This window comes from Mucilaginibacter sp. (genome assembly GCF_039921305.1).
Lineage (GTDB): Bacteria > Bacteroidota > Bacteroidia > Sphingobacteriales > Sphingobacteriaceae > Mucilaginibacter.
The window spans coordinates 1-14,502 of the sequence record NZ_JBDSCA010000024.1 but is presented as its reverse complement, the minus strand read 5'-3'; the positions used below and the strand labels follow the sequence as shown (position 1 = coordinate 14,502).

Here is a 14,502-nt window from a genome sequence, read left to right as displayed (position 1 = left end):
AACCGGCTACCAACCTGGCAGCTTAGGACCGCCGCTCAATAGTTGGTGCCGGGTGTTTAATGATTGAAGGATTGATTTTTTGAAGGATTAGGTGTTTAAACAATTATTTAATCAGTCAATCCTTCTATCATTGCTTATACCGTTATCATGGCCAGCAATGCCGCTTTGGTTGTTGTGTAATCTGTTTTGTAATAAGTTGCGGGCATGTGTGGCTCCTTGAAGTTACCAGGTGAGGTTAAGTTAACCTCGTAAGCGCCTTCGGAGTTGGCATCGTTCGGGTCGGATTTTAGGGTGGTTAGTTCCAGGCCTAAGTCGGTACCGAAGATCTCGAAAGCGGAATCGCCGGATTTGTGGATGTTTTCGATAACGGCTACTACGCGATTGGTGCCCAGTTTTTCGATCTCGGCTTTTACATCAGAGCCTTTGGCGAAGACCACAAAATCAACCATGTGATCGTAACGGGCGCTGTAATCCTTCTTAATGAAGGTTGTTTTGGGTTTAACCGATGTATTGTAACCCTCGTAACGGAAGCCTTTTGCGCTGGCTGCCAGGGTAATATCGGTAATGATTTGTGGGTTAGTGACGTCGCGAACGTAAGCTACGATATCGGCACGGTTAAAAAGGTAAACTACTGCTTCGGTACCGCCTATAACGGGGTTGTTGCAGTCGTAAAGCATGTTTTGGATTAATTTTCCGCAGATGGCCATGTGTTTGAATGATGTTGAGCCCCCCAGCCCCCTAAAGGGGGAGCTTTTGATTTGCTGGGTGGCGGGTTGGTTATTTAATTAGTTTGATTGTGGTTTATTGTTCCCCCTTTAGGGGGTTAGGGGGCTTTAGTACGCTACCATAATTAGCGCGTCTTCGGCAATTTTGGCGTCGAGGTTGTAGGCGTAATCAACAATGTATTGTTTGCTTGGCTTATCGTAAAAAGGATCAAGCTCTGATAAATTGCCGGTTTCTTCGGTACCTAACAACAGGTTGCTTTTTGTGGTGAAAAGGGCGCGGTGCGGTTGGTTAAATTTAACGGTATTGTGCTCGTAAGCGCGAATGTGGCGATCTAAAAACTGGAACGGAATCACATCAATACCATCTACTTTAAAGGTATCGATACCGCTTTCTGTACGCTCGTAAGCTAAGTCGATACTGCCTACGGCTTTGCGTTCGCGGGCGTACTGATCTACTAATGATTGTGTGGCTATGATCACCCTGTCCTTAGCTCCGCGTAAGCGCATATCGGCACCATAGATCATTTTTTCGAAGACGTGGGTAGCTACACGGTTATCGGTATCGGTTTGGGTAAATTCTTGATCAACATAGGCTGCTTGTGCGTTCCTGTCGATAGTTACGTGTTTGGTGGCATCGGCTGTAGCTATAGATAGAGCTTGTTGCCAAAAACCGTTAAGCGCGTTAAAGTAGCCTAAGTCGGCAGAGCTTAGGGTGTCGGATAGGTAACCACCACCGGCTACGCGTGCTGCTGATACGTTACCTAACCAGGCAAAGCGCAGGGCGGTTTCATAAGCGGCAAGGGAGAAGCGCTCTTCTAAAAACAGGGCGAAATCGGTGTTGGTTAAGTCGGGCTTTTGAACGCCGTTTTTCATACCCCAAACAAAGAAGGTATCTAATAAGTCGACGTAGCACTCCTGGATGCGGGCGCCAATGTATTGCGGATCCCAGCTTTTGTTGGATGTTGGTATGGCAGATACGGGTGTTGGCGCATCGCAGCCTACCAGTTTTTTACCGGTTAAACCGTACTGACCCAGAAATACGATTTGCTGGCTGGCCTTAATGCCGTTTACTACGGTGTGGAACTGATCGATAGTGGGGTTTTGGAATACGGCCTGGTAAAAGGCTTCGCGCAAGCTCATAACTTCTTTGCCATGGAAGCTTACGGTGGATAGATCAATTGTTGATGACATATTTAATGATTGAATGATTGATGGATTGAATGATTGAATGTGTCATTGCGAGGTACGAAGTAATCGCACATAGGTATGGCGGACTTGGTGGGCGGCTCGGCTTCCGTGTGGTTGCCGCGCTATCGCTCGCAATGACACGATGGAGATGGTGGGAATTGAATTGGAGAGAATTGCTTACGCTTTTACCTTTGCGCTTTTGGCTTTTAGTTCTGCACGGCGGGCTTCCATTTTGTCGGCCAGATCGTTGGTGGTGGGTTTGGTGGCGCAGTTAAATTTATTTTCGCGCTTATCGGGGCGGTAGCTTGATTTTGCCAGTTGTAAGGCTTTTGATGCGCTGGCCATTACGGTTTCGCTTTGGGCAAGGGCGGCTTCCAGTTCTTGTTTTTCGGCTTTTAGGGTGGCTAACTTTTTGCGTAAAGTGGCTAATACAGCTCTGCCCGATGGGGTATCGTTTGTGCCGCTGCCATCGGTGGCTTCGGTTAAGTCGGTTACTAAGCCTGATGCTATGCTGATGGTTGTGCCATCTTCAAACTCATAATCGCCATCGGCTGCGGGTACGGTTAGGGCTTCATCTGTGAAAACGGCTGTATCTACGGCTAATTCACCATCAAAATACAGGTCGCCGGCATTCCCGATAAGGGTTTTATTGGCCGCCTGGATATTGTCCGAGGCATCGTTATTAAAATCTTTAACCAGGTTTTTTAGGCCGGATATGAGTTGGCTAAAGGCAGTCTTTTTTGTTTTGTCCATATGTTGTTTGTTTTGAGGGGTTACGGGGTAAGGATTGTGCAATTGGTTGCGATACAGGGCCATAGCCTTTACGGTATCGATGATGCCGGTGGCAAATTTAAGGTCGACGGCTAATTGGGGGCTCATCATTTTTTCGGCGTTCATGTAGCTTTGCAGTATTTGGCTGCTGGCGCCGGTTTGTTGTTTGTAAAAGTTTAATAAGCGGCTCTGCTCGTTTTGCAGTTCGTTGGCATACTGGCGGAAGTATGCTGCATCGCCCTCGGCATTCCCCCATGGGTTGTGGATCAAAAAGCGGGAATTTTCGGTGAGTTTACGCTCGGTACCGGCCATGAAGATGACGGTGGCGATGGAGCAGCATAGTCCCTCAACAATGGTGGTGATGGGTTTGTGGGTGTTAACAAGGAAATCGTGGATGGCGAAACCTTCGAAAACGGAACCACCGTTGCTGTGGATGTGTACCACGATGTTGTCGCAGGCGCTGTTAGAGTTGTACGCATCCTTTACTGAGGTTAAGGACACAGCGCCCGACTGACCCAGGCTGGGAGCCTGCAAGCTGACGATATCGCCGTAGATGTATATGTGGGCTGTTGTTTGAGGCATTTTGATTTAGCTTTTAGCTTCAAGCTCCAGGCTTCAAGCTTTTGGTTTATGGGAATTGTGTTGGCTGTTAGTTGTATGCTTTTGGTTTTTAGCTTGTGGCTTGGAGCTTAAAGCTTGCTGTTTTTATTTATTACAATTATTGCTATTGTGATACAAAGGTACGGAGGGTTTTGGGTTAAAGTGGTGCACGTGTTTTTGCACTACTTGAATTTGATGGTTGAATGATGATTTGCATTTATGGTTTTATTTAGGCAGCTTTAGCTGATGAATATTGTTTTTAAGCAGTTTAGTAACGAGCATATTGGTTTTAGCAGTACACTGAACTCGGCAGAGCTTGAAGCGGAATTGCGTGAATATTGCAGCCGTAGTATTTGGATTTTATCAGATACACTTAGTGGCAGAAAAAAAAATAACGGCTGGTTTAGATTTACCGGGAAATTTAAAATGTCGCCAGATAACGGTGGTGGTGGCAATGCTATAATTGTAGTGCGGGTTTTGCCTGCTGTTGATGGTTGCATTGTTGAAGCAAGGCTAAGACCGCATAGAGCTTTTATAGTTATTGGTTTAATTGTGTTTGCGTTTGGTGTTTTGCTCGTAACATCGGCAACACCTTTTAATAGGGGGAATGCTTTTAAAGTATTGTTTGTGGGTTTATTCTTGATGATAGGTATTCCTGGCTTATTATCTTATGGTTGTTATTATGCTAAAAATGCTCTGGTGCAAGCATTTACCCAATGTTTTAATGTGAGTAAGCTTTAATGCATTACTTTTATTGCTATTGTGATATAAAGGTACGGCGGGTTTTGGGTTAAAGTGGTGCACGTGTTTTTGCACTACCTTCATTTGTTATTTTGATTTTTAATGAGCAGCTTTAGCTGATGAATTTTATTAACAAAGCTTTTAGCAAAGAGTACTTTACATACTATAGCAGCCAAAGCGTAGCACAAATTGAAAGCCGGTTGATAGTAATTTGCGAAAAGCCATTTTCAATTTGGGGTTTAAGTATGAGTGAACTTTGTGGAACGATGAATGATGATGGAAGTTTTAATATTAAACATAGTTTTAGGAAACTGATACCGAACCGAACCCACAATGGCCGACTAATTGTTGATTTAGAAGATGCAGATGGTTGCCAGGTTAACGTTTGTTTAAAGCCACCTTTTGCCAGTGTTTTTATTGTATGGAGCTGTTTTATTATTGGCTTGATATTGGTTACGAATGCATTATTGCAAACACCATTTAATGGTTATTTGGGTACGATTGGTGTGATGAGCATGATTGTTATTCCGGGTTTGACATGGTTTAACGCCTCGGAATCTAAGAGGAACCTGCTTGATGATTTTACTTATCATTTTAATTTAAGCGAAGCCGAAAATTGACCTCAACCTTCTTCCATTTCCTTCATTACCCTGAGGGCGTTCCACACGGTGCGGCGGCATACGCCGAAGGCTATTTCGGCATCGGTAATAATAGTGTTGAGGCTTTTGCCGGTGGTTTTGGCGCGGGCATCAATCCACAGGTAGATCTCGATATAATTAAACACCTTTTGCGACATGAGTCCGCTTAGCACCAGTTGCTTTAGCGTACCGTTGTTTTTGAGATTGAGCAGGGTTTGGAGCATTTTTTAATTAGTATTGAAGTATTTAGTAATTAGATTTTTTGAATATCGAACACTGAATATTGAATACGGAATGATGAAATTTACAACAGGATGTGTTTTATTTCCGTTTGCTTTTGTGTTATACAAAGGTACGGGTTTTATTACTGTTGGGGTAATTGTAATAAAATTTATCTATCTGATTTTGAGATTATTGCATTTTGATAATTAACTTTAAAAACCAGAATAATTAAAGTTACCGACAGATTTTTGCTGAGATATAGGAGTGATATGAGATAATGGTGATGATTGGAAAGGATGTAAATAAATACCCGGCACTGGCTAAGTGCCGGGTATTTGTATTAATGTTTTTTGGCTGTCGTTTTAGCTTTGGCTTTTGGTTTAATTTGGGCCTGGGCTTCTTCTGCCGCGTCTTTTTGTTTCATAAGGGTACCGCCCATGTAACTAATTGCAATGCTGAGTTCGCTGGTTATATTTAACAGTACAACGTTATCGGTACCATCATCATTGTGGGATGTCCACGTGGTATAAAGGCTTGCTTTTTGATTTTGCAGGGCGTAAAGTTCTTTGCCATCGCCGGGTTGGTAAGGCGCCCTAAACTCGCTTATTACACTGCCTTCGCCGTAAATAACGTTGAGTTCTTTAATTAAGGCATTGTAGGTGCTTATTACCTTATCTTGGTCAACATGATCAAAAAACATGATAGCATGGTACAACTTGTTATCAAAAAAATGAAAACCCATTGTAGTGGACTTATGCTCGTTAAATGATAGATTAGAAAAGTAATAAGTTTTAGCGGATGATGAGGCCTCCATCACGCCTCCACGGGCCTCAATAGCATTTTTTACCGACTCTGGCGATAAGCCAAACATAATGCCTGCATAACCATCTATCCGTTTTTGCTGGGCGATGGTGAACAGCGGGAGCAATAGTATAGCGAGTAATAATTTTTTCATGATGCGGTTTTGGTTGTTTACAAAAAAGGCTCCCTGTTTATAAGGAAGCCTTTTTTTTGAGTTAATTTTGATTAATAATCGGCACTTTTTTGCGTGTTTTTTACTTTATTTAAAGCGGTGTCGGTATAAAAGATTGTAATGGTGCTGTTTTTATTAATTTGTACAATAATAGTATTACCGTTGTTGGTTTTCCATCGGGCAACATAACTTGCCATGCCTATTCTGATAGCTCCGGCTTCTAAGCCGTCACCCTCTTTGTAAGGCTCTTTAAAAGTTTTTTCAATTTTCGCATCGCCATATACGGCGGATAATTCGGATACGATTGTGTTAAATGTCGGTATTAATTGAACATCTGTTAACTCCGGAAATCCTACTGAGGCCTCGTAAAATTTATCATTCACTGTTCTAACGTTGATATATTCTGTATTACGACCAGTAAAGCTTGCACCGCTAAACATCAGGTTATCAGGTTTTGAACTTCCGGTGCTGTAAGTCCCGCCTTTTGCAGCAATAGCCGTTTTAACCTCGTCGACTGATGCGCCAAATTTGATGCCCCAAAAACCATCTATCGATTTTTTTTCGTTTGCGTTTATTAGGGGTTTGGGTGCTTCATTAAGGTTGTCAATACAATCGGCATATGCACGTAACTTAGCTATATCACCTTTAAAGCCTACAGCGCGCTTTTTACCTAAAAACATATAAAAGCGCACTGGGTTTGATTTAAACTTTACTATATCATCCTTGGATATTGCAAAAATGGTAGTATACATATAGTCGCCCAGAGCACTCTTCTCTCCTTGGGTTATTTTTATGTTTGAATATTTTAATTCAGATCCATCCTCAAAGGTAAAGACTACATCTGTAACATCCGGATTGCCACCCATAGCGGTACCAAGCTTGAAATAATTTTGGGCCCCGTTCTCATCAATTGCTTTTATGAAACCACATTGGGTAACTAATTCCCTCTTATCGCCAGGTGTGGGTGATTCGTAAATAACTTTTGACCCTTTTGTAGTTCTGGTAATATCCTTACAAAAGTCGGTTTGTGCGTTTGCTACGTTAAAAGCAGTAATTAATAAGATAATAGGTAGTAATATTTTTTTCATGTTTTAATATTTTGGATAAAAATAAAAAAACATTTAAATAATACAACAATAAAATACTAAAAAAATTAGTTTTTTTTAAAAGTTACTCATGCTTTGCAGCATTGCTTTGTTTTGGAGGCCTGCCTGTACATCTTCAACTACCAATATCTGGCGGGGCATATTGGCGGCCATTATGCGGGCCATATCATTTAGGGCACGGGTTTGAGCCAATTCGTTTGAACTATCGTTCAATACATCGCTGCCGCTGAATATCCCGCCAAGGGCATAGTTATTACCATTGCCCGCCGTGTTGAAAGCCTTGCCGCCGCCTGCCTGGTTGATGGCTGATAGTACCGGTGCGAACATTTGGGTTGAGCGGGCGTTGATGATGGATTCACCATTGCTGAGTTTGGCGTTGATGCTATCGCTGGTGCCGCTGCCGGGGCCGGTTAGGTAGGCGCCATTACCATCCGACAAATATAAACCACCTCGGGCGAAACCGGATGGGTTACTACTGTTAATAGTTGATATTTGCTTGGCACCGTCGGCAATGGTGGTAGCAACATCAATCACTCCAAAGGCAATATCTTTAGCAACAAGGGCAACGTTTAAGGGGAATGGGTTTCTGGAATCTTCTGCTATAGCATTTTTGGTAGCTAAAATACTTGCTGCTACTGATTTTTCGGTAGAAATGGCTACCTCGGCAGCGGCAAAGGCTTTTTGAGCTAAAAATGCCGCCTTGTTCATTTGTGTGTTTTTACCAAACATTAGGGCCAGTTTGGTAAAATGCTGCTGGTAGGCGGCTGTTTTGTCTTTCAGTATCTTAAGTTCTTCGAGGACGGTTTTCTTTTTGTTCTTTAAAGCGTTGTCATTTGTTTTCGCTTCCTGCGCAGCCACAGCAGCGGTGGTTTTATCAAATGCGTCTTTTCCTTGGCTTAAGCTGTTATTATCATCTGTGGAAGTAGATTTCTGTGTTTCTATTGGTGCAGCCTGTTGTGGGTCCTTCTTTTTTTGCTTTTTAGCCTTATCATGGATAGTTTGCATTTTTTCGAGGTGAACCTTTAGCTCTTCCTGCTTGGTTTGATGACCCTTAGCATAGGCTTCGGCTTCTTCTTTGCCCAGGTCGGCACGTTGTTTAACGGCTTCCTGCAGGCTTTTAACTTCTTCGGCGTTCAGGTTTTTTGATACGCGCAGCTTTTCGACATCATCAGCGGTAAGCTGCGAAAGCTCTTTTTGCGATAGACCGTGCGCGGCGGCAACTTTGGATGTGGTAATGCTTATCTGCCGGTCAACTTCGGTTTTATGCCTTTGGGTTGCTCCTTTTTGAATGGCATCTATTTCGGCCTGTAATTTTTTACGTGTTGCCAGGTCGGCTGTTGCCATTTTGCGTGATAGATCCGCCATTTTGGCGGCTTCCTCGTGGCTCTTTATTGCCGACGTTTGCACCTGCCTGTCCAGATCTTGCTGCGCGCCTTTCAATTTAAAAGCTTGTTGGCTGGCGTTACCTATTGTTTTTGCAAAGCCCGCTATTTTATCGGTAGCGTTGGTTACACCCGTATTGAGTTGAATAACGCCATCGGTTAAGCCTTTAAAGCCTTTGGTTGCTTCTTTGCCATCTAACGTAAATATGCCTTTTAGTATATGCCATACGCCTTCGCCGATAACGGATATGGCTTTAAAGCGGTTAACTACGTTTTCAATTAAAAGGTGGCCAAAATCTACCAGGGCTTGTTTGGGTTCGGTAAATATTTTACCCATAGGCGCAACTAACTTTATCACCATATTGCCCAGGGCATCAAACGTGCCATTAAGGGCTGCCGTTATCTTATCGCAAAATTCAACCAGTGGGGTAAAGGTTTTAAATTTATCTATCACAGCGGCCAGTACGGTGAGCAACAGGCCAAAACCTGTGCCGCTTATAGCTTTACCTAAACCTTCGAAACCACCGGTGGCTACCGATGTGCCTGTTTTTAACACCTCGAAGCCTTTGGCAAATATACTTGTATTGCTGTTGAATGTTTCGGATTTGGCTAAGGCCGCCGCCACCTCGGCTTTATAATCGCTAAGGGATGTGATTACTTTGGTAGCACCCTCTTTAAAGGTAGCGAATTGCTGGGCCGCTTCGCCAACCGATTTACCGAATGGTGTATGCGCCTCAATGGCGTGTACAACCGCGTTGGTATAATCACCAACCGACCGGGAGGTGTTGGCTATGGCTGTACTGTTGCCGGCTTGCTGTGTTGTTAACTGGGCTATTTCGTTTTTATACTCGGCACTGTTGGCTTTTGCATTTTTAATTTGCGCGTTTAGGCCCAATAACTGGTTTTGCAGGGTTTTTACTTCTTCGCTGTTTTTGCCATGGGTTTCTTTAAGTGTAATGGATTGGTGGTTTAACAGACTGAATTGCTGCCCGAGCGCGGCAACTTCGGTTGTGCTGGCTGCGTAACGCTGCTTTAAAACATCTAAAGCGGCCGCGCCACTGTTAGTATCCTGCGTAGCTTTTTGCTGCTGGGCGGATAGATCACCCGCTGCCTTGGCTGCGTCGACTAAACCTTTACCAAACTCTTTGAGCTTTTCGTTGCTTTTACTGGCTTCTTCGCTGGCTTTTTTAAGTTGCTCAACTATCTTATCAAAAGCATCGCCACTTTCTTTTCCGGCGGCTTTAAGTTCTTTGAGCTGCCCGGCCAGGGCCTTTACGGTTTCTTTGGCCTTTTCGGCATTTTGGGTGAGGGCGGCAGTATCTAATTCGATACTGAGGAGGGCTTTTTTGGTATCGTCCATTGGGAAGTAGTTAGTAGTGAGTAGTTAGTATTGAGATGTTTGCTTCATAGACCATGGATCATGGTTCATGGAAGAAAAAAGGTGATCATGGAAAGCGTGCTAAGTGCTTTTACTATGATCTATGAACCATTGGCTATGAACCTCTTAAAGCCGTATCAGCTCCACCTTTACGGGTTTTACTCCGGTGAAATCGGTTATTTTTGAGATGTAGAAGTAGCTAGCGTACTTTTGGATGTAGATAGGGATAAAGAAATTGAGCTGCTGAATATCCATCTCCGTAAGGCGCAGATAGCAGGTGAGCTTGCGCTGATCGTTTAGTACCGTCACCAGATCTTTGTAGTGATTATTGAAGATGCTGGGCAGGGTAAGATCGGGCACATCGGCGCTGCCGGAGCTGAAGAATGTTAGCGGGATGTTATCGGTTATTGTGGTGCCGCTGCCGTTGGTATCGTAATAAATAAGTTGGGTATTTACGGTGTTGAGCAAACAGATGCGGTTTTCCGTTTGGATAGTAAACTCGCTGCTTTGGTAAATATCGGGCACTTTGTTAATGGCTATGGTTTTTAGTTTTGAGGCCAAGCTCAATACATCATAACTGGGGGCGAAGGGCAGATCGTAAATATCCTGATAAAGGTCAAGGTTGTCATCAGTAATCTTAAAGCTGCCGTTGGCGTAGGTATCTGGCGATATGTTATCGTCGGGCTGCCATTTGGCTTCGTTTTGCTGGCAGTAATCGCCTATCTGAACGTCAAACTCATCGTCGCCGTTGGTTATTTTGCTGCTCCAATCCAGCGCAAGGGGCATATTTTGAATAATGTGGCCAAAGGGTACAATTTTTACCGTTTTTTTAACATTATCGGTTTGGATTACGGCGCAGAAATAGAATTGGATGAAACGAAGAAAATCGGTACAACTCATATCGGGCAGGGTGCCTTCCAGTTGCAGTATTTCGCCATAAATTATATCGCTAAAATCGGCATTAATGTTCAGGGTGGCACCGGTATCTATTGTTACAGTGGTGTTAACATCGTGCCCGGCGGTTTCATAGGCTATAAAAATACTGTCGCCGGGCCACATAGCTACCGATTGCATATTAAGGTGAACATCGTTATGGTCTTCATCATCATGGGCAGGGCCAAAGCGCAGGTTTTGCTCGTACATAATGTTAGCCGTACCGCTGCCCGCGGGTTGATGCATTATTTTGAAATAGGCCCCGGCTACGCTATCGGTACCACCGCCAGAGCCCGACGGACGGTGCAGGTGAATGTGCGGCATGGCTGCGGATATGTTGATGCGCATAATGCGGTTGGCTGTCCACCGGGTGCCATCAAAGCGGTTATCGGTGTCGGTTACTTCGTTGGTAAAGGGGATGGGCACCAGTTCGCCGTTTGCGCTACTGTGCGATTGACCTGTGTTAGTAGCCTTAACGTCTTTAGGTTTCAAATCATTAATATAACGCTGCGGGTGCGACATTTTATCGCCGCTAAAGGGCAGCAGCAAATTGCTGTAAATGGGTTGGGTAACGTTGTCGTCTATCACGGCCTGATCATCTAACGTATAACCTGCGGACTCGACTATTTTTTTCACGATGTAGCGGGCGAATACGGCAGGACGCATTTCGTTGGTGTACACGCCGCTGCTGTGACCCTCATCGCCGGAAGGTAAAAGTGTGCCGTAATTGATGATTGGATACACGTAAGCTGTAGGGTTAATACGCGATGCGATCACATTGGCGTGATTCCAGATGTGGTCATGTTCATCCATCCGCAAATCGGTTATTTTGCCGGTGATGACATCGAAAAAATCGGTATTGCCGCAACTAAGTACCACGTTGATGCCGCTTTTAGTTGCCCCGGTAATGCGAAGGTTGCCCTGGGCAATAACGTCAACCCCGTTTTGAATGTAGCGGCAGGGCAGCTTTTTGCGGATGATGCCCGCCCCGTTAAAGTTCATATCATCGGGGTAACCCAAAGCTGCCCGGTTATTGGCCGTGTTAGGCAGCGTGATGGAGTTGGAAATGTTACCCTGCACGGTGGTAACATCAGTCAAGGTATTTACCGCGTAGGATAGCGCGATGAGGCTATCTGAAGGAAGATCGAGCGGGTGATCGTTGATGTAGAGTTGTGAGTTTTGCATAAGCCCCCCAGCCCCCTAAAGGGGGAGTTTTTGATTAGTGTGATGGTTAATTAATACTTAGTTATTTTGTTCCCCCTTTAGGGCCTGCCTGTCGGCAGACAGGGGTTAGGGGGCTCTACGCCCTCTGGGTGTTCACTTCCGGCAGTAAATAGCTGATCTCGAAATCGCCTGTGTTGCCGTAGGTTTGGTACATTTTGATGGATTTGGTATCGATGATAACGCCTTGCCAGGTGTTGGTGTCGGCATCAACTAGGCGGTACACTTTGGGCGAGTAGAGGATGGTGGCCAGGGCCTCGGCTTCGTGGGCGGGGATATCGTTTTTGCCGGCGGTTATTTTGCGCTGGGCGCTGATGCTGATCAAATCGTGCGAGCTATCCGCGGCAGCGTAATCGCTGATGTAGCGTTCCATGAGTACCGGGTTGCTGGTGTTAAGTTCGTGCAGTTGGTTTTTGGTGAATAGGTAATAGAGCCAGCCGCCGGTTGGCCCCACCCATTTTAAATACTCGTAAGGCAGGCCATTGCAAGGCGAGTTATCTAACAGCAGGCGGCGGTTTTCGGTTACCCGGATGTTGTTGCCGGAGCCATCGGTGTAAAACAAAAACACATCTAACCAAATACTGTTGGCAGGCAGGTTTTGGCTGATGCGCAAACGGTTAACACCCAGTTTGTTGTAGAGTACACCGGGTGCCTGTTTTTCGATCAGGAGTTTGGAGCCGTCTTCGTTTAACAGCACCGATCCATCTTCGTTCAATAGCATGGTTTCGCCCAGCGCGCCAGCTATGTTGCCGTTGATATCGATACCGTTACCGCCTAATTTGAGCTGGTACCCGGCTACTTTTTCGGAGTAGATGAAGGAGAGATCCCAGGGCATATCGGTGTAAAATACGGGGTATTTAAAATCGTTTAAAAACTTGGCGGGGTTGGTTTGAACGGCATCCGGATAGGTAACATAGGGGCCCATGTTACCCCCGGTTTTGTTGCCTATTTGCATGGCCGAGTAGGTAACGTAGAAGGGGTCGCCGGTGTTGGTCCAGGTTAAATCTTCGCCACCGTTCCAGGCTTCTTTGTATTGTACGGTGTACGATGCGCTGATGTTGGCATCGCGATAGTTGATGGCGGTGTAGTCCAGCTCGTCTTTAGGTTGTAATAACGTGCGGAGGTATTTGGAGATGTCGGCCCGGCAATATCCCGTAAGGTTAGCGGCATGAGTAGCGGTTATTATGTTGGTTGCGCCATCGTACCCGCTGGTGATCTGGGTGATGAATTTGCGACCGGGAACCATGCTTTCGCTTTGATAACCAAATACAATGGGGTTAAACAACGCGCTCCAGCGGGATTGGCCGGATGCGGGGGTGCTTACCAAACGGTTAAAGGGGATGGGGGTGGTGATGATATCGTAACCCATTGACGCGGTGCAGTCCATCGCATCTTTTACGTAAGCTATACCGTGGCCAGCGTTTAAACCGGTAAATACGTTGCTGCTTTGCCAACTCAAATTATCAATACTATACTGAATAGGCGTGTGCGTTGTGGCTGCCGATATAGTGACTGAACCATCGTGAGCGCTGGTTACGCTTTGGTTGGTGATGCTGATGTTTGTGATGGTTAGATCGCAGGTATCGCCATCGCCGGGGTCGCCGCTACCATCAGGGTTAATTACCAGGGTTGCAAAAGGGTAGGTGAGGCTGGCATAAAAATCGACGGTTTCGCCGGGGTAGCTTAGGGTGTTAATGTATTGCGATTCTGATTTGCCGCGGTCTGCTTCGGTTATCACGGTATCTTCGGGCAGCATATCGGGGAATATGGTAAATGATTCGGTTGTATGGCTGTAATTGATGCTGTAAACAACGGAGCCGTAGCTGAAATAATCGATGGTGGTTAAGAATGGCATGGGTTTTTGGGTTAGTGATTTAGTATCAAGTAGCGAGTATCAGGTATCAAGTATCTTTTTTAGAGGTGAATTGGTTGTTTATAGTTTTATTTCATCAAATACGGCCTGGGCTGTGTTGTTGAGGTACTCAGCGCTGATATCGTTAAATACCTGATCAAGCCTATCGAGGTTTAGTGGTACGCTCAGGATGCCGGAGTTGCCGCCGGAGCGGTATAGTTTTGTGCCGTTTTTGTGGATGGCTTTGGCTATGGCGTAGGGGTTGGCGTTGATGCCTTTGGCATCTAACCAATCCTGAATTACCTCAACCAAATTAGGGTTGCCTGCCGGTGTGCCGGGATGGGTTGGCCCACGGCCGTGCTCCATAAAGTAAATGCTGGGGCTCGCTTGCAAATCATAGCCCTTCGGGGTTTCTATGATCTCGATGGAGCTCAGGGTTTTACCCGAAGCATTCATGCCCTTTTGGGTGGCGATATCTATTATTTGGTTTTTGATATCGGTGAGGTAGGTTAGCAGGTTTTGATTCATTTTTGCAGGGTTTAGATCTTGCGTGGTTTCCGCTCATAGCCGCGGGGGCTTAGTTACTTTGTAGCCACAAAGTAACCAAAGGGCTTGTCGGCAGGAGGCTTCTTTGCCGCACAGGGCTTTTTACGCACAAGCGAAGAGAACTACACGGGCTGAATGCTTGTGCGGCTTAAGCTACACAGGCCCTCGCTATGCACAATCAGGAGGCCCTTCCCGGCCGCACAGGCTTGCACGTTCTCTCCGCTTT

12 protein-coding genes are annotated in these 14,502 nt (G+C 45.3%); 2 read left to right on the top strand and 10 right to left on the bottom strand.

The genetic code is table 11. The annotated features are described in order from the left end of the window. Positions 1-134 precede the first annotated feature (134 nt). The 3 genes from ABIN91_RS06810 to ABIN91_RS06800 form a co-directional block, all read right to left on the bottom strand. Positions 135-677 carry a hypothetical protein gene (locus tag ABIN91_RS06810; RefSeq protein ID WP_348049821.1) on the bottom strand — a complete coding sequence of 181 codons (543 nt, stop codon included), beginning with the start codon at positions 675-677 and terminating at the stop codon, positions 135-137. Between the two features lie 156 nt (positions 678-833). Then, positions 834-1,916 (bottom strand): hypothetical protein, encoded by a 1,083-nt coding sequence (locus ABIN91_RS06805; RefSeq protein ID WP_348049819.1) that lies wholly within the window; start codon positions 1,914-1,916, stop codon positions 834-836. Positions 1,917-2,090: 174 nt separating this feature from the next. Then, positions 2,091-3,266, bottom strand: coding sequence for a head maturation protease, ClpP-related (locus ABIN91_RS06800; RefSeq protein WP_348049817.1), 1,176 nt, complete (start codon positions 3,264-3,266; stop codon positions 2,091-2,093). Between the two features lie 264 nt (positions 3,267-3,530). Between ABIN91_RS06800 and ABIN91_RS06795 the strand changes: the two genes are divergently transcribed. Next, complete coding sequence (locus ABIN91_RS06795) at positions 3,531-4,025, top strand: hypothetical protein (RefSeq protein WP_348049815.1); 495 nt, start codon at positions 3,531-3,533, stop codon at positions 4,023-4,025. Positions 4,026-4,144: 119 nt separating this feature from the next. After that, entirely contained in the window at positions 4,145-4,645 is a 501-nt protein-coding gene (locus ABIN91_RS06790) for a hypothetical protein (RefSeq protein WP_348049813.1), read from the top strand. A gap of 2 nt (positions 4,646-4,647) precedes the next feature. On the opposite strand, the gene ABIN91_RS06785 is transcribed toward ABIN91_RS06790, so the two are convergent. The 7 genes from ABIN91_RS06785 to ABIN91_RS06755 form a co-directional block, all read right to left on the bottom strand. Continuing rightward, on the bottom strand, positions 4,648-4,887 hold the full coding sequence (locus tag ABIN91_RS06785; RefSeq protein WP_348049811.1) for a hypothetical protein: 240 nt from the start codon (positions 4,885-4,887) through the stop codon (positions 4,648-4,650). A gap of 338 nt (positions 4,888-5,225) precedes the next feature. Continuing rightward, positions 5,226-5,840: a hypothetical protein gene (locus ABIN91_RS06780; protein ID WP_348049809.1), complete on the bottom strand. Its 615-nt coding sequence runs from the start codon at positions 5,838-5,840 to the stop codon at positions 5,226-5,228. A gap of 71 nt (positions 5,841-5,911) precedes the next feature. Next, positions 5,912-6,946, bottom strand: a complete 1,035-nt coding sequence (locus ABIN91_RS06775; protein WP_348049807.1) for a hypothetical protein — start codon at positions 6,944-6,946, stop codon at positions 5,912-5,914. Between the two features lie 75 nt (positions 6,947-7,021). Next, a complete protein-coding gene (locus ABIN91_RS06770) occupies positions 7,022-9,706 on the bottom strand; it encodes a hypothetical protein (RefSeq protein ID WP_348049805.1) in 2,685 nt (894 codons plus the stop codon). Positions 9,707-9,850: 144 nt separating this feature from the next. Then, complete coding sequence (locus ABIN91_RS06765; protein ID WP_348049803.1) at positions 9,851-11,842, bottom strand: hypothetical protein; 1,992 nt, start codon at positions 11,840-11,842, stop codon at positions 9,851-9,853. 115 nt (positions 11,843-11,957) lie between these two features. Continuing rightward, positions 11,958-13,733: a hypothetical protein gene (locus tag ABIN91_RS06760; RefSeq protein WP_348049801.1), complete on the bottom strand. Its 1,776-nt coding sequence runs from the start codon at positions 13,731-13,733 to the stop codon at positions 11,958-11,960. Between the two features lie 78 nt (positions 13,734-13,811). Continuing rightward, positions 13,812-14,258 (bottom strand): hypothetical protein, encoded by a 447-nt coding sequence (locus ABIN91_RS06755; protein ID WP_348049799.1) that lies wholly within the window; start codon positions 14,256-14,258, stop codon positions 13,812-13,814. Positions 14,259-14,502: the final 244 nt, after the last annotated feature.